Here is an 18,022-nt window from a genome sequence, read left to right as displayed (position 1 = left end):
CGTCACCTCGGGTCACCTCCGAGTTCGAGCGCCATTTTTCCGGGGTTGAGTATGTTCTTCGGGTCCAAGGCCTGCTTGATCCTTCGCATAGTGGCGAGGCCAACCTCACCCATTTCCATGTGGAGGAAGGGCGCCTTGGCAAGCCCGATCCCGTGCTCACCCGAGAGCGTGCCTCCCAGGGCCAGGGCCGTCTTGAACAGCTCATCAATGGCTGCCTCCACTCTGTGCATCTCCTCCCGGTCACGCTCATCCGTCAGTATGGTGGGGTGGAGGTTCCCGTCACCTGCGTGGCCGAACGTGCCTATCATGAGGTTGTACTTCGATGCGATTTCACGGACCGCCCTCACCATCGCCGGGATCTCGCTCCTGGGCACAGTCGCGTCCTCCAGGATCGTGGTCGGCCTCACCCGGGCGAGCGCTCCGAGGGCCGCACGCCTGCCTGACCAGACCCTTGCCTTCTCTTCTTCGTTCTTGGCGACGATGACTTCGCGGGCGCCTTCAAGGCTGGCGATGTCGGTCATCTTCTTTGCCTGCTTGGTTGCGGCTTCGAGCACGCCATCTGCCTCTAACAGGAGCACAGCCTCGGCATCGCGCGGAAGACCGCAGGGTTTGAAGTCCTCGATGACGTTGCACGTTACGCGGTCCAGGAACTCCAGAGTAGATGGAAGGATACCAGCCCTTATGATGGCGGCGACCGTGGCCGCGGCCAGGTCGATGTCGTCGAACACGGCGAGCATGGCCACACTGTGTTCAGGCATGGGCACGAGCTTGCACGTAATGCTGGTGAACACTCCGAGTGTCCCCTCGGACCCGACCATGAGCTTCGTGAGGTCGTACCCGGTTACGCACTTGACAGTCTTGGACCCTGACCGCCAGATCCCGCCCTCGGGAGAGACGATCTCCAAGGCCATGATGTAGTCCTTGGTGACTCCGTACTTGAGGCCGCGCAATCCCCCGGCGTTTTCCGCCACGTTCCCGCCTATCGTGGAGACAGTGTTGGATCCGGGATCGGGAGGGTAGAGAAGCCCCAGGGAGGCCGCTTTGTTGAAAAGGTCCAGAGTCACGACGCCCGGCTCCACCACTGCGAGCAGGTTTGCGGTATCGATGTCGAGGATCCTGTTCATCCTGGTCAGATCCATCACGATCCCACCGGTGATAGGGACGGATCCCCCCGAGAGCCCGGTACCGGCCCCTCTGGGGAACACAGGGGTCCCCGTGGCGTTGGCGAGCTTGAGCACCTCTGAGATCTCCCCGGCTGAACCGGGCCGGACCACAACATCCGGCATGTGTTCGATATTGGTGGAATCGTAAGAGTAGCAGAGCCTGTCAGCGAACTTGGCCAGCACATGTTCACGCGGCACGATGGATGTGACGCGGTCGAGCAGAACGTCTGCGGGGAGTGCACACATGTTTTCGTCCCCCTCGCTTCTTGATATCGAGTCTGCCCCAGGGGCGGAGGCCCGGGAGACCCGGGGGAAAGGCGTCGGGCCGCGGGTGAGCGGGTACTTAGCACCCCGCTCACCCGCCTGCGAGCACAGCCGGATGTCCGCATGTGGCCCGCCACCGGAGATGAACCGGGTATCACCAGAGGCCAGGAGCGATCAAGTAGGCTGCGAGCAGCCCGATGATCCCCGCCGCCGCACCGTAGACGAAACACGGCACGAGGTTTCTCCTGATAATCACGCCCTCAATGGCCGTGGTGCCCACCGTTGTGCAGGCTGCGACCACGTTATGCACGCAGATCATGTTGCCCGCAGCGCCGCCGAGGACCTGAAGGGCGATGATGATGTACCGGGATATCGCCAGCTCTTTGGCGACACCATACTGGAACCCGGTGAAGAGAATGTTCGACACAGTGTTGGACCCCGCGATGAACGCACCGAGGATCCCCACGAAAGGCGCGAACAGGGGCCATGCCCTGCCAACCAGATCGGCCGCGGCCTTAGACATCACAATCAGCATGCTGTCGATCTTGGCGGGGGTCCCCGAGGCTTTGAAGATCTCCACCATAGCCACTGTGAACACGAGCGTGACAGTGGCCGGGACCATCTGAGTGAAAGTCTTGCGCAGAGTCCTCGAGATAGCATCCGGTTTCATGCTGTGGATCACGAAAGTCACCAGGCCGACCAGGGTGAATGGGATAATCCCCGGCACATACAGGGGCTGCAGGGAGTACTTGATGTTGGTGCCCAGAATATTGACCCAGCTGATCGTGACCTTGGGAGACGTAAGTAGCTGCTTGAGCCCGATCGCAGGGATTCTGGTTATGACCAGAAGGCCCACGATCATGAGGTAGGGCAGCCACGCCAGGAACATGGACATGGTGCCTTTCTCCCTCTTCGACTCAGGTTCGAGCGTGCCTACCCAGTTGGACTCCCACTTGCTTCGGGCGGGGAAGTCCCATGCCTGCTTGGGCACAAGGAACCCTTTGGAGCTGGCATAGAGCACAATGACTAGACCGATCGCCGCCCCGGCCAGGGATGGGAGTTCGGGGCTTATGAACATGGCGATCAGGAAGTATGGGACGGTGAACGCGAGGCCGGCAAAGATCGCGAACGGGAGGATCTCGAGGCCCTCCCGGAAGCTCTTCTTCTCACCGAAGAACTTAGTCATCATTCCAATCCCCAGGACCGGCAGGAAGGTCCCGCAGATGCCGTGCACCAAGGCCGTGTAGACGCCCACGTCGTGCAGGAACTGGGAGAATGCGAGTCCCACTGGCAGGTCTGCCTCGACGATGCCACGTAAGGCCGAAGAGACACCTGCGAGAATTGGGGTTCCCACCGCGCCGAAGGATACGGGGGTGCAGTTGAAGATCAGGGCGACCATCGCCGCGGCCATGGGCGGAAACCCCAAGCCGACCATGAGAGGCCCTGCGAGTGCGGCCGGTGTTCCAAACCCGGCTGCGCCCTCGATCAGTGCGCCGAACAACCACCCAACGATTACCGCCTGAACGCGACGGTCAGGGGAAATGCCGTAGAAACCCGCGCTAATTGTCTTCATCGCGCCGCTGTTTTGGAGAGTGTTCATGACGAGAATGGCGCCAAATACGATTATGAGGATGTTCACGGCGCCGAGCGCACCGTTTATGGAGGCGGCAGCAAGCCACTGGGCAGGCATCCTCCAGAAAATTGCAGCCAAGATTACCGTTACCAGCCAGGCGATGGGCATGGCTTTCTTTCCAGGCCACATCATGACGGTCATGAGCACCAAAGCTACCAGGATTGGGACCAGCGCGATCACGGCCAGAAGACCGACTGGCAAAGACACAACTTGACCCTCCTTTCAGATTACCGGGGTTTCCTCCACGACAATCCACGAAGGGAATACGAAGACGTCCTCTCCCCCATTCGTCACCTCCCAAAACGCGGCGCACCCAGCCTCTGTCACGCGCGCAACTGCCCTGATGTTCACATCGGTTCATTGGTCAGGCCAATAGTTGAAGTAGCATTACACATGGAATATGCCAACTCCTTCTTGGTACACCATCAATTCGCACAGGTTTTTCCTCTGACCTGCCGAGGGTGGGTTGTGGCAAGCGTCAAATGCAAGCCACCAGAGACTTGAACTCCTCGGGATCGGTGCATCTGGTGAGGGCCTCGTCCACGGATACCTGGCCCAGGCGGCACAGCTCTGCCAGGGCCTGGTTCATGGTGCGCATGCCGATCCTCATGTTGGACTGAATGACGGAGTAAAGCTGGAAGGCCTTGTTCTCCCGAATGAGGTTTCTGACTGCGGGGGTGGCGAGAAGGATCTCGACTGCGGGTACGACACCGTCCCCGCCAACACGGGGGATGAGTTGCTGTGAGATGATCGCCTGTAACGACGAAGCCAGCTGCACTCTGATCTGCCGCTGCTGATGTTCTGGAAACACATCCACTATCCTGTCGACCGATGACGGGGCGTCATATGTGTGGAGTGTACCGAACACGAGGTGTCCGGTCTCAGCCGCGGTGACCGCGATTGATATGGTTTCAAGATCACGCAGCTCACCTATTAGAATCACGTCCGGGTTCTGTCGAAGGACGTGACGGAGCGCGGAAGTGAAGTTCAAGGTGTCGATGCCCACTTCTCGCTGGTTGACGATGGATTTTCTATTGGTGTGGACGTATTCGACAGGGTCTTCTATGGCCATCACATGATAGGTGTAATTGTCGTTTATGTAGGCTATCATCGATGCGAGCGTAGTGGATTTCCCGCACCCAGTGGGTCCGGTGACCAGGACCAAACCCCGGGGGAGTGCACAGATCTGCTTGAGGGTTTGTGCCGGCAGCCCGAGTTCCTCAAATCCGGGAACATGCTCGGGGATGTACCTGCACACGCACCCCGCTGACCCGCGCTGGAAGAAGCAATTCACTCTGAACCGTCCTATGCCGGGAACCGTGTGGGCGAACTCTGCCTCGAGCCTCTGGCAGAACTCCCTGAACCGCTCTGGATCCATCATCGATTCAACCAGCGAGCGTGCCTCATCGGGCGATACCGGGCTTGAATCTATGGGTTTGAGTATTCTGCCCACTCGTGCGCACGGGACGAAACCTGCTGCGATGTGGAGGTCGGAGCCACCTAGATGCACGGTGCGGGTCAGTAGTTCATCGATTGTTCGAGGCACAAAGATGTCCCTCCATGGTCAGAGATCTTAACACACGGAAATCTTACCCGCGCCCAGTAGGGAAGTCAATAGAAGGAGGGAGTCTCTAGACGAGTGGCGAAAATCCGGCAACAGCAAGTCCTTAGGGAAGGGTGACTCAGGATGCCTTTGACACTCGATGAAGTTCGGGCAAGGGCCCGAGAGAGACTCAAGGGAATATGCAACGTCTGCCCGGTGTGTGACGGACGGGCATGTGCAGGGAGAGTGCCTGGTGTCGGGGGGGTGGAGACTGGTTCCTCATTCATTGACAACGTACGTGCCCTCGCCGCGGTCAAGGTCAACATGAGGGTATTACATGACCGGTTCAGACCCGACACCCGGGCGAGTCTGTTCGGACGGGACCTCTCTATGCCTGTGCTAGGTGCTGCGGTTGCGGGTGCCGCCCTGAACTACGGATCGGTCTTGACAGAGGCAGACCTCGCCGGGTCTATGGTGGAAGGGTGTGTCCGCGAGGGGACGGTTTCGATGACCGGCGACGGCCCGGACATGGCGGTCCTCAAAATCGGCCTTGAGGCCATAAAGGCTGCGGGTGGCCAGGGTATCCCCATCATCAAACCCTTGCCAAACAAGACGATCATCGAGAAAATCCGAGTAGCCGAGGACCACGGGGTTATGGCAGTTGGGATCGATGTTGATGCTGCGGGGTTTCTCAACATGGTGCTCGCAGGGGCGCCGGTAGGGCCGAAGCCTCTCGATGATCTTCTCGAGATCACGGCCAGCACCAAGCTTCCAGTGATACTCAAAGGTATCATGACCCCGAGCGATGCCGAGATAGCGGTCAGGGCCGGCGCGGCTGCGATCGTCGTATCCAACCACGGGGGCAGAGCACTGGACCATACACCAGGAGTTGCATGGGTGCTCCCAGAGATCGTCCGGGTGGTCGGCGGCAAGATTGCGGTACTGGCCGATGGGGGGGTCCGGCGCGGCATAGACGTGCTCAAGTACTTGGCGCTTGGCGCAGATGCCGTCCTCGTGGGCAGGCCCCTTGCCCTCGGGGCGGTAGGGGCGCGGGCTGAAGGCGTCGCCTTGACCCTTCAGGCCATCCGTTCCGAGCTGGTCCGGGCGATGATCCTGACCGGTTCGGGGAACGTGGGGGAGATCACAGGAAGGGTGCTGGCACAAAGGAGGCTGACCCAGCAATGAGTCTGCCTTCGGAAGTCATTCCTCTCTTGAATCTCGTTCTGCGGGCGTTCCGGAATTGACGAGAGCCGGAGTATGTTCTGACTCGCGCGCATCGGAGGGATCAACGGAGCTTGGAATCCCGAAAGGAACAAAAGGCAAGAGGGTGACGCCAGGCACTTCTCCCGGCGTCACCCTTCCTGGTTCCCTTCTGGTTCGTCTACGCCCTTACCTTTCAAGCGGTTTGAACTCGATGAGGTCGTTCCACCACTGCGGGAACGGCGTGGCCTTCATGTTTATGGACCCGAAGGCGTACTTGCCGAGCAGCCTGTCGCCGAGGAGCTTCCAGTCCTCATGCCAGGCGACGGCGTTGGTGTATGCGAACTCGTGGATCAGGCTGAGCGCGGCCTCGGGATCGGTCTTGTAGAGTTCTGCCGCGATCTCCTGGACCTTCGGAGTCACCTGATAGAGCATCTCCATCCTGGGGTTGCGGAAGGCGTGGATGTCCTTGACCGCAGCCTGGTACCTCATGTGCGCGATCTCCTGCACGTAGGTGTTGACCCACCATCCGGAGTCTCTCCTGAACTCCTCGTACCTCGTGCCGACCTGATAGAACTTCGGGAGTTCCTTCATGGCAGGCCAGAGCGGCGTCAGGTAGGTGGTGTCAGGGGCGCCGTAACCGTACCAGCTTATCCCTTTGATCGGGTCAGGAAGCCAGCTCTTCACCTGGCCGATGTGGAGGTAGCAAGTGCGGTGCATGTTGATGCTCCGCTCGTAGGCGCCGCCGCGGGGGTCAGAGTTCGGGTATCGGAGCGGGGATCCCCAAGGTCCGGCTGCGGGGCCTTTGGAAAGGTCGTACTCGGTGCCCGCATAGTAGTCGGCCTTGATGTCCCAGATGTCCTGGACGGACAGCTTCCGCTCAGGCTTGACCGAAAGCGGGAACCTGTAGTCATGCGGGCTGAGCCCGAGGGACGGAGCCACGAGGTCGAACGCGCGCCACTCGCGGCGGCTCGCGTACAGAGACTCGCAGGGCGCGTAGTTCTCGTAGACGACGAAAGGCTTGCCGGAGTTCGGGTCGTACCAGCCCTTCTCTACCGCGAAGGACACGATGTCCGGGGAAGCCATTACGTTCTCTTTGTCGTTGAGATCGATTTCGCCTATGCGGGCGCGGTTCGCGGCCACGAAGAAGTGGTCGTCAGGGATCCTGACGGCCGCCCAGACGCCGTGGCCGTAGAACTCCGCCACCCAGACTTCTTCACCATCGGTGATGTCCATGGTCTCACCAGGACCGAGCCAGCCGTACTGCTCCACCAGGTCGCCCATGATCCGTACCGCCTCGCGGGCGGTCGACGCCCGCTCGAGGGCGATGTCCTGAGCGAGCCAGCAGTCAATCACGCCAGGGCTGTTCTTGACCATGGTGTTGTAGATCTCTTGCTCGCGGGGGGTGTTCCGGTCGTAGCTGAAAGTGGACTCGCCCATGGCCACGCCTTTCTCGTTCATGAACGAGTAGCGGGAATGGAAGTACCGGTAAGTATGAGGCACCTGGGGCATGGTTCCGACGACGGTGCCGCCAGTGTAGTTGTGCCCATCCACGACAATGTCCCTGGTGGATCCCTCCGGCCAATCCTGCTCGGGGATGATCCAGAGTCGGTAGTCAGCGACACTGGAGTCATCGTTGTGTGTGATCATCGTGGACCCGTCGGTTGTGGCATCTTTTCCTACTGCCACGATGGTGCAGGCATGGGCCACAGACCCGAATACCAGCATCGCGACTGCCACGAGCGCAAGGGCCAAGGAGATCTTGCGTGATCTCATACTGTCAACACTCCTTGTTCGGAATTTGGCTCCATCAGTCTTGAAGTGATCTTTTGCAACTGCAATCAGTTCCCAGCAAGCCCCTACAGCTTGTTGATGACACCTCCCATCGCCCCCGGAATCTCGACTGTCCTTGGGTCAGTTCAGGAAGACCCGTGAGGGGTCAGCCGAGGCGGGATCATACAGGAAGTACCCGGTGCCCTTCTCCATCACGTCTCCGTATGACGGGAAGCTCACCAGGAGTTCCTTCTCAGGGAAGAACGCGTTCATCTGCCGGACTGTCTCCAGAGTACCTGACAAATGGCGTCCGACTCGGTAGTCCATGGTGGGTGGGTCGCTTATATCGTAGTCAGCGTACAGCAGCCCTTTCTCGGCTGCGGTCTGGAGGAATTCGTCTTTGCCCGTGAGCATGAGGTCCTCCGTCATCCTTCCCACGACTCGATCGATGAACGGCTCAGGCGTCTCCATCAGGACAGCCAAGGTGTCGCTGAAGTCCCCGACTTCGCGATGGGTGAGGCCACGCAGGTTCTTCGGGGAGGCCTCGCACTTCATCGGAAACTCCTGTGCCGAGAGCATCATCGCCGCCATCATGCAGATGTCCGCGGACCTGTCGTGCGCCACGAACGTGCTGACCACGGGGTACATCAGCGATGCTTCATGCAGGTCTATTGTGAGGTCGATGTTCTCCTTGCGGATCAACTCCATGATTCCGTAGGCTATCCGCTCTGTCAGGCTCCCATTTGGCCGGCCTGGGAAAGTCCGGTTCAAGTTCCGAAGGTCCTGATACGCAAGGTTCTGCCCGGAGGGATAGTGCACGTAAGTGAACGGGTCCGGCCACTGGTCGAGAGGAGCGGTCTCCCTGTCGCCTATCCGGAACTTCTTCACACCCCATGGGGTCTCGATGTGGTAGAACTGAGGGTACGCGTTGCCCAGGATCCCCTGAGTGGAGGCACTCATGTTCGCGTGGGGGATTACATAGACCTTGCCCTTTTCAACCTGCATGTTCTCCATCATCACATAAGTCGCCAGGGTAGTTGCAGGTTCATACGGGTGTGTCCCCCCCAGGACCAGCATCGAACCTCCAGGGACCCCTGAATCGAACAGGTATACCGGTGTGTCCCCCCAAGTGCCGCGGAGGCTCGGCAGGTACTCGGATAGCATGAACGTTTCGGTGAACCCCTCAGATACCACGACTGTCTCTTTGTAGTTTCGAAGCGTCCTGAACTCGCGACCTCCCAGGAAAGCAAGCACGAGCGCGAGGGCCAGAAGGATCAGCTTCCGAAGCACTTCGTTTCCGTTTGACTTCGCCATGGCCACATCTCCCCTACTTGACGTGAAGCGCTCTGAGGAGGAACGGGATTATCGTGTAGGCGTACACGATGTCGTAGAGAAGACTCTTGCGTGTCTCTCTCCGAAAGAGCGCCCTTATCAGGAGCAGCGCGAAGAACCCAGTCATTATGAAGTAGAACTGATGGATCAGCTCCTGCAGCAATATCAATTCGAATCCCTCCCCCGTATCACTTCACCAGGAATGCCAATTTGTTCGGGAAGATGAACATGATCAGCGCGACTGCCGCGAGGAACAGCCAAGGGACAAGAATCGCCCTGAGGAAGGAAGTGTAGCTTCCCTTGTACCCCACGGTGTCGATGGTGATTCTCCCCACGATTCGCGATGGCGGCAGGCAGTCACCGAGCGGGAACATGAGGCTCAAGGCTGCTGCGACGACGGTGACGTTGGCCCCGATCGCGTTGAACCTGAAGATCAGAGGAGTCCCTAGGATGACCGCACTGCCGTAGCTCAATGATCCCTGGGACAGAGGGCAGAAGAACAGGGCGGTCAGGTAGATCCAGAGAATCGGGAGAGTCACGAAAGTGATTGCGATGAGTCCTCTGACGCCGGTCCCTGCAAGGATGTTCACTAGTACCCCCACACTGATCAAGGTGGCCACGAGCGGGAATACCTGCTCCACAGTCTTGGTCAAGACCTCGAACCACCTCTTGATGCCCCTGGGGTTGGGATCCAGGGCCATGGTGACCGCGGTGCACAGAACGAAGGTGAGCGGAAGCCCGATCACTGGCACGTGGAACGCGGCGTACTTAGTCACCAGGATCAGGGCAATGAGGGTCACGAGAGGCACAGCGATTCTGAACCAGTTCATCCCCTCCGGGGTTGGCGGCAACGAGTCCAGCACTTCCCGCTTGGGTTTGGGAGTCGTTCCCCGGCCAAGGTAGAAGACGGTGAAGACCGCGACGACGAGAACCGGGACCAGAAGGACCAAGTCGAACCCGACGTAAGGCATGTTCGCTCCGGCAGCCATCAGCATTGCCCACAGGTTTATGGGCGGGGCTGCGGCTGAAAGAATTGCCAGCATGAACACGAACGCAGCTCTCCGCTCAGGGGGAAATCCGAGGAACGCCAGAACCGTGCTGACGAGCCCTCCTACCACGAGGATGGAGACACTTCCCGCCCCAGTGAGTGCGCCCGGGATCAGCATGACGACCGCAAGCAGCAACAGGAGGACCCATTTCCTTTCGTAGAACCTGCTCACGAACATCCGAACCAGCGCGTTCATCGCGCCTATCTCGGAATAGAACCTCATGAAGATGGATGCCGTGAGGAACAGAAGTGCCAAGTCGAGGTAGGTGAATGTCCCCTCCACGAGTAGGCGCACGGGGAACCCGAACCCGCCCACGATCGCCCCGACTACAGCCGTTATGACCATGGAGATCTCTGGAGAGCGTAGTTTCCAGCTTGCCAACGCAAAGACTGCGGCCATTGCCACAAGTGTGTAAGTGGTTTGCAGGTACATGCTCATCCCCCTATCATCGCACGCGCGGGCGTGGAACGGGACCTACTTGGCGTACATTGCCTTCACGACTTGAGTGAAGTCGATCTCGTTGTCTATGAAGGTGAGCGGAACCTTGTTCTTGTTGGCCATGATGGTGAATTTGTTGTCGGCGTTGCCATCCTTCTTGACGACGAGATAGTGCGCATGGGGGATTATGGCGTCGATGCTTCTCTCATCAGCCCCACCAGGCTGCCCGCGCCGGATCTTCCCTTCGAGCAGGACCGCCACTATCTGCATGTTGAGCCGCTTGGCCTCTGCTATCATCCTGTTGAGGCGAGCGATCTCCTGATCAATGGTGATCCCGGATGCCCCCAGTCCCTTGGCCGTAGATCCGATGACTACCATGAGGGTCTTATAAGGCCGCGCGCGCAGGTCCTCTTCCCAGGGTTCGGCGTTGTAGTCGAAATCCGCAGGATCGATCGCCTTGGACTGGGTAACGAGCAACCTCGCCATCTTGCCGCCAGGGCCCTGGCCCGCGTTGGTGATGAGAAGTGGGAGCCCGCCTTTCACCGGCGGATCGCCGGTGACGGCGGCCGTACCGATACCGACATGTGCTATTATTACCAATAACAGGGCCATTGAGGCAAGTAGTGCTTTCCGCAAGGACTACCTCTCCTTTCATAGATGTTTGGATTATTGAGACATATCCGCATCCAGGATGTCCCGACCTAAGCGGGGCGACCACACGTGTGAACTTCGACGACCTCAGCGTATTTCCTTCTCCTACACTGGGAAGGAGGCATACCATTGGTATACCAACACATGCCAGTTACCGTTCTGACGGTGGGCTTCGTTTTCATCCATTTTCTGAGGCCGGAAGGATACCACGGGCCGATATCGAAAGGCTGCGCGGGAGGGTTTGCATGTTGCCCTTTGCTCTTCTCTGTGCTGGTGTGCTTCTTTTCGGGCTCGTTGAGAGCACCGTCCACTCCATGAGGATCCGGCGCATCCCCATACGTATCCATGTGAACGGGACCCGGGGCAAATCCACTGTGACCCGGCTGATAGCCGCGGGTCTGCGCGCGGGTGGCCACCGTGTCATCGCAAAGACCACAGGCACCGCGCCCAACATCATCCTGGAGGATGGGTCGGAGATGCCGGTCAGACGGCGGGGCCGGGCCAACATCTCCGAGCAGATCCGGGTGGCGGCCTTCGCCTCAAGACGTGGGGCCGACGCACTCGTTCTGGAATGCATGGCCCTCGAGCCTGAGAATCAGTGGGTTTCGGAGCACCGGATAGTCCGGTCCACGATAGGCGTGATAACCAATGTCCGCGAGGACCATCTTGACGTGATGGGCCCCACAGTATCGGACGTGGCACGTGCCCTGGCCCTGACCGTCCCCCGGAGGGGGCACCTGGTCACTGCCGAGACCGACCACCTAGATGTTATCGAGGCCTGTGCCAGGCGAGTCGGGGCCACAGTCCACAGGGCAGACCCTTCATCTATCCCCGAAGATGTGAACGGGGCCTTCGAGTACGTAAGCTTCAGAGAGAACGTGGCGTGCGCGGTTTGTGCGTGCGAGCTCGCTGGGGTTCCACGGGAGGTAGCCTTAGGTGGGATGCTCGAGGCGCGGGGAGACCCCGGTGTCATGCACATTCGGCGCATAACCCGCCCCACCGGCGCCTACGTACTGGCGGCAGCCTTCGCTGCGAACGATCGAGCCTCCAATTCTGCCATATGGAAGCTGCTTCGAGAGAGGGGCCTGGTAGGGGAGAGGGCACGCCCGGTGGCCGTGGTCATGAACAACCGCGGGGACAGGCTTCCCAGGATAGGGGAATTGGCGCCCCTCATCGCGGAGGAAATCCGGCCTGTGCGGGTGTTCCTCACTGGGCAGGCAGGCCGGGTTGCCTCGCGCTGCCTCAATGCTGCGGGGCTCGCGGATGATGTCATCTGCGACCTGACTGCTGTGCGCGACCCGGAGCAGATTCTTTCGGAGATCGAGCAGCGCCTGCCGGGAGGCGCCTTCTTGCTCGGCCTGGGCAACACCAAGACGATGGGACAAGTTATCGCAGACTACTTTGAACGGAACGGTGAACCCCTTTGACCATCACGCTATCTGTGGGAATCGGGCTCATAGCAAGCTTCCTGTTCACTGAATTGACTGGCCTCTACGCAGGCGGACTGGTCGTCCCAGGTTACCTGGCCTTGTATCTAGATCAGCCTGTCAGGGTTGCGTTCACATTCGGAGTAGCCCTATTGACCTACGTCATCGTCTGGGCCTTGTCCAGCTTCGTCATCATGTACGGCCGGCGGCGATTCATGGCTATGGTCCTGGTGGGATTCTGGCTCGGGTGGTTTGCGCTCCGGTTCGGAGGGCGGGTCCCATCCGCGGGCCAGGAACTCAGAGTGATAGGGTACATCATCCCTGGCCTCATAGCCAACGACATGGCAAGACAGGGCGTGGCCAGGACGTTTGCGGCTGTGTTGCTGATCTCTGCCGCGGTGCGCCTGGTCCTGATACTGGTGAGGTGAGGACCGTGTCAGGATGGGGCTTCTCCCGGGGCAGAGTGAACCTTGCGGTGCTGGTGCTTGCGGCTGCTACCGCGGTCGGGGGATTCGTCGCGTCCGGCCTGGGGACCGGAACCGGGGAGCGCGAGTATTACGCGGAGCAGCTTCGCGCCGCCGAGATCATGCAGGAGGCGACCACGGCCATAAAGGCCAGCCGGTTGGCGTCGGGCATCCCCATAGACCGCAACCTGGACCCGAACGAGACGGGCCTGATCGGCGAGGAGTTCACGTCCATCACCACATCCGTTGGGATCCTGGAGGCCAAGCGGACCGCGACGAACCCCGACTTCGCGGCGCTCATCGTCCGGTACTTCAAGGAAGCCGGGCTCGGACCCGGGGACGTTGTAGCTGTCGGGGCCAGCGGCTCATTCCCATCGCTCATCTTGGCCACTCTCTCCGCCGCGAGAGCCCTGGACCTCGAACCGATCATCATCTACTCCGTCGGGGCGTCCATGTACGGCGCGACCATTCCGGAGTTCACTTTCATCGACATGCTCGAGGCGGCTCGAGAGGCCGGGGTGATCCCTTACACGCTCACGGCAGTCTCGCTGGGCGGCGAAGGTGATGAGGGCGCAGGGGTGCTGTTCGAGGACGGGACGGAGGTGATGGAGGCCATCGCGGAGCGGGCGGGGGTCCCGGTGATACGGGAGGATTCCATCGCCGCCAGCATCCGGAAGAGACTTGAGGTTTATGAGGAGCACAGCCGAGGCCGGCCCATCATGTGCTTCGTGAACGTCGGGGGTGCGAGCGCGAACTATGGAAACACCCTCGCGTCGCTCGAGTTCCCAAACGGTCTGGTCATGCGACCGCCGCTCCTGGCGGCCGGCCCCGAGAGAGGGCTCGTGTTCGAGTTTGCCGCGGCGGGGATTCCCGTGATACATCTTCTGGACGTGCGCGGCCTCGCTCTGAGAAACGGCATACCTGTCGACCCGGTTCCCCTCCCTTCCCTGGGGGAGGGGCGGGTCTATACTACCCGGGAATACTCGCGCGGGCGCGCGCTGGCAGGCCTGATCTTGAGTCTCGGGATTCTGGCGGCCGGGGCGCTGGGAGGGGGAGCGACGGGGAGGGGGTCTGCAGTGAGGTCCCCCTATGGGTAGCCGAGTAATAGCACGTGTCCCAGTTCGCGGTTGACGAGCTCCGACGGCTCATCGTAGGCTCCGCCCTGCTAGAGACCACTTGAGCTGACGAACCCCTGCGACCCCGCGCTTCTGCAGATCCCTGCGCAGCCCAAGGTGGCCAGGAGCAGCCTCCTTGCCGCAAGGGGCACCACAAGCCCGGCGGAGGCCGATACTTCCCAGAACCAAGCGACGTATCGGAGCAGGTACTTCGTCGCCACTCCCCGGAACCTCCTCAACCAGTCGCGGAACTGCACCGCAAGGCGTGTTGCGTTTCTCTGATGGTGCATAGGGTCGGCGCTCACCGCGTCTTCGCGGAAGCCCCTGGCCCGCGCCGACGTTGTCCACGTCAGCCCCAGGCTCCGCGCTCCGGGACGGGGCCAGTGCCCGATTCCGCGCTTCACACAGATTCGAGCCCCGGGCGCGATCTGGTCCCGCGTGATCTCGTCGAACCCGACCCGGGATTCGCCCGGCGCGAGCTCTGCTGCGACGTTTCCGAACCGGTCGAGGGCGAAGAGGACATAGACCCTCTCCGAGCGGGGGCTGAAAACCGGCATCCGGCGTGATTCCGGCTTGTGGCCCATTGGGCGGGCACGGCGGGCCTCCTCCGGGGAGCCCTTGTGGCACTTCAGCATGAGAATCTGGTGCATCTCGACGATGCCGGAGAGCGTAGTCCGAGCACAAGCCTCGGCGAGCCTGGAGATGACTTTGTGTCTCCAGGCGAACGCGGTGTTCTTGGAGATGCCTAAGCGCCTTGCGGCCTCCCGCACTGGGAGGCATTCCATCATCAGCGCGAGGTACTGGAGCCACTTCCTCCGCAGCCGGGTTCGGTGCATGACCATTCCGGTGAGGTCGGTGAAGTATGTCCGGCAGCGTTTGCACTTGTACTTCTGTATGCCCCGGGGCTTTCCGTACCTGACGATCTCCCTGCTTTCGCACCTGGGACAGACCTGCCCTTCGGGCTTTGAGAGGTCGCGAATGTCAGAGAGGCTCACCTCAACATGGCCTTCGCAGAACGGCGCGGGGATGAGATCAGAGTCTTGAGTGGGAAAGGGGATTGCGCAAAGACGGACGTCGGACAGGCCGGGACTGGGCCCAAGGGGAAACGGGTGCCGGAGTGGCGAGGCTGGCATGGGAAGGCCTCCTTTCGGCGGGCATCGGTGATACCCATATCTTGGCATGTATCCCAAGCGGTGTCAACCATTAGTTGGGACTGACCCGACGAAGTTCATGCCGAGTCGGTCACCGAGGGCTGAGGGCTGAGGAGGGCGGGTTTGCCTTCGGCCCATACCAGCATGGGCGGGCGTCGGCCTGGGAGCCATATGGAGGCTCCCATCCGGCCTCCGCCCGCTCGGATGCGTAACAGTGTTGGCGATGGCAGGGCCACGGGTGAATTTGGATGCCATGGCCTATTATGCAGGCAGGACATGTATCGCCGGAGTTGAAAAGATGAGAAGGTTCATGGAGTCGCGGGAAAAACCGAGTTGGAGTGCTCGGGCCGCGTCCCGGGAGAATGCTAAAACCGCATGACTGTCGATCAACCTGTCACTGGGAGGTTCACATATGGGGAGGACTCCGTATTCACTCGTTGCCGCCTTTGTGCTAGTGGCTGTGCTATCTCTGGGTGCGTCCGTAGCGATTGCGAGTCCGGAGTCCACGCCGGCCCCAGCCCTCACGCGCGAGGCGGTGGACCGGTTTCTCGATGAGTTCATGCCATCCGCCATGGACCGTCTGCACGTCCCCGGCGTCACCTTCGTTGCTGTCAAGGACGGGGAGATCCTGACCATGCGCGGATTCGGATACTCCGACATCGAGACCGCGCGCCGGGTCGATCCCGAAACGACCGTGTTCCGCGCCGGTTCCGTCTCGAAGATTCTTACCGGGATGGCCGTAATGCAGCTTGTGGGGAGGGGCGTTGTTGACCTGGACGAGGATGTCAACACGTACATCAGGGGGTTCGAGATCCCCGACACCTACCGCGAGCGGATCACGTTGCGCCATCTTCTGACTCACACTGCGGGCTTCGATGAACGGAATCTAGGGATGTCGGAGTTTGGATCGGACGTCTATCCGGAGCTGGGAGAGTACCTCGCTGCTGAGCTTCCGCCGCGTGTGCGGCCTCCGGGAGAGCTGGCTCAGTACAGCAACCACGGGATGACACTTGCCGGGTATGTGGTGGAATGCGCGAGTGGAACTCCGTTTGTCCATTATGTTCAGGAGCATATCCTCGCTCTGCTGGGGATGGTGCACAGTAGCTTCGAGCTGACGCCCTCCATGCAGGAGCAGCTTTCGTCGAGCTACCAGTGGCGCAGAGGCAAGTACGTGAAGGTGCCATATGTGCACATCAATCTGATTCCGGCTGGGATGTTGATGACTACCGCCGCTGACATGGCCAGGTTCATCATGGCCAATCTGGCTGGCGGGGAGCTTGATAGTGTGCGCGTGCTCGGCGCGGAACAGGTGGACGCGATGCAGTCCCAGCAGTTCACGAACAACCCCGCTGTGCCGGGAATCGGGTATGCCTGGTTGATGGGTCAGCGGAACGGTCGCCGGGTGGTTTTTCACGGCGGGGACATATGGCAGTTCTCCACTCAGCTTCTGCTCGCGCCCGAGGAAGATTTCGGGCTGTTCGTGTCAGGCAATGGGGCAGGAGCCGCGCGTCTCAACGATGAGCTAATAAAGGGACTATTCGATACGTTCTTTCCCAGGCCCAAGGAGGAAGGTTCTGCGGGTTTGACCGGGGATCCGAATGTCCGTGGGGATGCCGGATCCGCAGGCGATCCCCGAAACCTGTCCGGTGTGTACCGCATGACCCGAAGCCCGATGACCACGGCTGACAAGGTCATATCCTTGATGACAGAACTGCGCCTGTCCGCTCAGAACGACGGAACGCTGGCGCTCACTCCTCCCGCCGGGTATGGTGTTCCCCCAACGACATGGGCACCGGTGGGACCCGGGCTATACCGCGACACGGCTGGCGACGACCTGATGGCTTTCGACGAATGGGCGAAGGCCTCGGAAGGAAGGCGACCGTCCCGAGTCTACATCGGAACGTGGGCTTTCCACAGGCTGCCGTTTTACGAGACGTCTTCCTTCGCGTTGGTTCTGCTAGCGGCTATCGTTGCGGTGTTCATCTGGGCCATGCTTGCGTGGGCCTTTGGGCGAAAGGTGAGCGGACTCGCGGCCGCGCTTGGCCTGACGGACGTGGTTGCCATTGTGGGTATCGCCGCCTCACTCCTCACAGTCCCTAACTGGGTGCTCACCACCGCTGTGCCGTGCACGACTCGGGCGGCGTTAGTCCTGCCGTTGGTGGGAATCGTTCTCGCCGTCGCTTTGGCATGGCAGACGATCAGGAGGACTGCAGATGCGAACAAGCGGCGCTGGGGTTTCGCCAAACGCAGAGCGCGGCAGGGATTCGCGTCGTTGTTCCTCCCCTGGCTGTGTGTTGTCGCGCATATGGTGTTTGTGTGGTTTCTGAACCTATGGAATCTGCTTGGTTGGCGGTTCTGACCTCCGCATCAAACGGTATTCCCTCTGCGTGGGGGCGGGCGAATCAATGGGGTTCCTGTTCGATGTCGAGCTCGTGCGAAAGGATCTCTTTGATCTTGAGTTCAAGTTCTCCGAGATCGAGGCCTGCCTCATCTTTGATGCTCTTTCGCAGCATCGGGCCTACTTGCTGGATGTCGTCCAAGAGGTCCTGGAGGAGCTCAAGAGCAGCCGTGGCTTCAAGGACCTCCCTTGGCGTCCTGACGATGCTCGCCAGGATGGAATTCTCGGTTCTGGAGGCGATGAGCGGGGCGGGGAGTTGCTCGACATAGACCTTGGTGCGAAGGCCAGGTCCTCTGTCGTCCTCGATAGGATCCAAGGCTATGATGTTGTCCGAGCGGACGTACTTGCCGTAGCCGAGGGGTATGATTGCCTCTTTTCTGATCTCGATCGAAGCTCACATCCTATCCATTGATCGTCTGCG

15 protein-coding genes are annotated in these 18,022 nt (G+C 60.4%); 6 read left to right on the top strand and 9 right to left on the bottom strand.

Translation table 11 applies throughout. From position 1 onward, the window contains the following. Window positions 1-2: 2 nt before the first annotated feature. The 3 genes from NUW23_04925 to NUW23_04915 all read right to left on the bottom strand — a co-directional run bounded on the left by NUW23_04925 (window position 3) and on the right by NUW23_04915 (window position 4,606). Window positions 3-1,409, bottom strand: coding sequence for an FAD-binding protein (locus NUW23_04925; protein ID MCR4425520.1), 1,407 nt, complete (start codon window positions 1,407-1,409; stop codon window positions 3-5). Window positions 1,410-1,581: 172 nt separating this feature from the next. Beyond that, the gene (locus tag NUW23_04920; protein ID MCR4425519.1) at window positions 1,582-3,267 is read right to left on the bottom strand and encodes an L-lactate permease; all 1,686 of its coding nucleotides are present in this window, start codon (window positions 3,265-3,267) and stop codon (window positions 1,582-1,584) included. Between the two features lie 271 nt (window positions 3,268-3,538). Then, on the bottom strand, window positions 3,539-4,606 hold the full coding sequence (locus NUW23_04915) for a PilT/PilU family type 4a pilus ATPase (GenBank protein MCR4425518.1): 1,068 nt from the start codon (window positions 4,604-4,606) through the stop codon (window positions 3,539-3,541). A 147-nt stretch (window positions 4,607-4,753) separates the two neighbouring features. Between NUW23_04915 and NUW23_04910 the strand changes: the two genes are divergently transcribed. Continuing rightward, window positions 4,754-5,788: an alpha-hydroxy-acid oxidizing protein gene (locus NUW23_04910; protein ID MCR4425517.1), complete on the top strand. Its 1,035-nt coding sequence runs from the start codon at window positions 4,754-4,756 to the stop codon at window positions 5,786-5,788. 204 nt (window positions 5,789-5,992) lie between these two features. Here NUW23_04910 and NUW23_04905 read toward each other — a convergent pair whose 3' ends face one another. From NUW23_04905 to NUW23_04885, 5 genes are all read right to left on the bottom strand, one after another. Further along, window positions 5,993-7,579: a C69 family dipeptidase gene (locus NUW23_04905; protein ID MCR4425516.1), complete on the bottom strand. Its 1,587-nt coding sequence runs from the start codon at window positions 7,577-7,579 to the stop codon at window positions 5,993-5,995. A gap of 138 nt (window positions 7,580-7,717) precedes the next feature. Continuing rightward, window positions 7,718-8,890 carry a succinylglutamate desuccinylase/aspartoacylase family protein gene (locus tag NUW23_04900; protein MCR4425515.1) on the bottom strand — a complete coding sequence of 391 codons (1,173 nt, stop codon included), beginning with the start codon at window positions 8,888-8,890 and terminating at the stop codon, window positions 7,718-7,720. A gap of 13 nt (window positions 8,891-8,903) precedes the next feature. Next, entirely contained in the window at window positions 8,904-9,077 is a 174-nt protein-coding gene (locus tag NUW23_04895) for a hypothetical protein (protein ID MCR4425514.1), read from the bottom strand. 19 nt (window positions 9,078-9,096) lie between these two features. Beyond that, window positions 9,097-10,389: a citrate transporter gene (locus tag NUW23_04890; protein ID MCR4425513.1), complete on the bottom strand. Its 1,293-nt coding sequence runs from the start codon at window positions 10,387-10,389 to the stop codon at window positions 9,097-9,099. Window positions 10,390-10,431: 42 nt separating this feature from the next. Continuing rightward, the gene (locus NUW23_04885) at window positions 10,432-11,031 is read right to left on the bottom strand and encodes a DUF6305 family protein (protein MCR4425512.1); all 600 of its coding nucleotides are present in this window, start codon (window positions 11,029-11,031) and stop codon (window positions 10,432-10,434) included. Between the two features lie 260 nt (window positions 11,032-11,291). Between NUW23_04885 and pgsB the strand changes: the two genes are divergently transcribed. Genes pgsB through pgsW form a run of 3 tightly spaced genes read left to right on the top strand, consistent with a single transcriptional unit; the run spans window position 11,292 to window position 14,034 of the window. Then, window positions 11,292-12,473 (top strand): poly-gamma-glutamate synthase PgsB, encoded by a 1,182-nt coding sequence (gene pgsB / locus NUW23_04880; protein ID MCR4425511.1) that lies wholly within the window; start codon window positions 11,292-11,294, stop codon window positions 12,471-12,473. Further along, entirely contained in the window at window positions 12,470-12,901 is a 432-nt protein-coding gene (gene pgsC, locus NUW23_04875; protein MCR4425510.1) for a poly-gamma-glutamate biosynthesis protein PgsC, read from the top strand. Before pgsB ends, pgsC begins: the two co-directional genes overlap by 4 nt. 5 nt (window positions 12,902-12,906) lie before the next feature. Continuing rightward, window positions 12,907-14,034 (top strand): poly-gamma-glutamate system protein, encoded by a 1,128-nt coding sequence (pgsW, locus tag NUW23_04870; GenBank protein MCR4425509.1) that lies wholly within the window; start codon window positions 12,907-12,909, stop codon window positions 14,032-14,034. A gap of 68 nt (window positions 14,035-14,102) precedes the next feature. Here the strand turns inward: pgsW and NUW23_04865 are convergent, their stop codons facing one another. After that, on the bottom strand, window positions 14,103-15,185 hold the full coding sequence (locus tag NUW23_04865; protein ID MCR4425508.1) for a hypothetical protein: 1,083 nt from the start codon (window positions 15,183-15,185) through the stop codon (window positions 14,103-14,105). A gap of 430 nt (window positions 15,186-15,615) precedes the next feature. On the opposite strand from NUW23_04865, the gene NUW23_04860 reads away from it, so the two are divergent. Together NUW23_04860 and NUW23_04855 are read left to right on the top strand one after the other, a co-directional pair. Beyond that, window positions 15,616-17,562: a serine hydrolase gene (locus NUW23_04860; protein MCR4425507.1), complete on the top strand. Its 1,947-nt coding sequence runs from the start codon at window positions 15,616-15,618 to the stop codon at window positions 17,560-17,562. 46 nt (window positions 17,563-17,608) lie between these two features. Then, the gene (locus NUW23_04855) at window positions 17,609-18,013 is read left to right on the top strand and encodes a hypothetical protein (protein MCR4425506.1); all 405 of its coding nucleotides are present in this window, start codon (window positions 17,609-17,611) and stop codon (window positions 18,011-18,013) included. Window positions 18,014-18,022: the final 9 nt, after the last annotated feature.

This window comes from Bacillota bacterium, assembly GCA_024655925.1.
Classification (GTDB): domain Bacteria; phylum Bacillota; class DTU025; order DTU025; family JANLFS01; genus JANLFS01.
Note: the sequence above shows the minus strand (reverse complement) of the source record. Positions and strands in the feature narration are given on the sequence as shown.

Bases quoted from the DNA above. Each gene is read 5' to 3' on its own strand.
- NUW23_04925 (MCR4425520.1), bottom strand. From the start codon at position 1,409: ATGTGTGCACTCCCCGCAGACGTTCTGCTCGACCGCGTCACATCCATC.
- NUW23_04905 (MCR4425516.1), bottom strand. From the start codon at position 7,579: ATGAGATCACGCAAGATCTCCTTGGCCCTTGCGCTCGTGGCAGTCGCG.
- NUW23_04900 (MCR4425515.1), bottom strand. From the start codon at position 8,890: ATGGCGAAGTCAAACGGAAACGAAGTGCTTCGGAAGCTGATCCTTCTG.
- NUW23_04890 (MCR4425513.1), bottom strand. From the start codon at position 10,389: ATGTACCTGCAAACCACTTACACACTTGTGGCAATGGCCGCAGTCTTT.
- pgsB (MCR4425511.1), top strand. From the start codon at position 11,292: ATGTTGCCCTTTGCTCTTCTCTGTGCTGGTGTGCTTCTTTTCGGGCTC.
- NUW23_04865 (MCR4425508.1), bottom strand. From the start codon at position 15,185: ATGCCAGCCTCGCCACTCCGGCACCCGTTTCCCCTTGGGCCCAGTCCC.
- NUW23_04860 (MCR4425507.1), top strand. From the start codon at position 15,616: ATGGGGAGGACTCCGTATTCACTCGTTGCCGCCTTTGTGCTAGTGGCT.
- NUW23_04855 (MCR4425506.1), top strand. From the start codon at position 17,609: ATGGGGTTCCTGTTCGATGTCGAGCTCGTGCGAAAGGATCTCTTTGAT.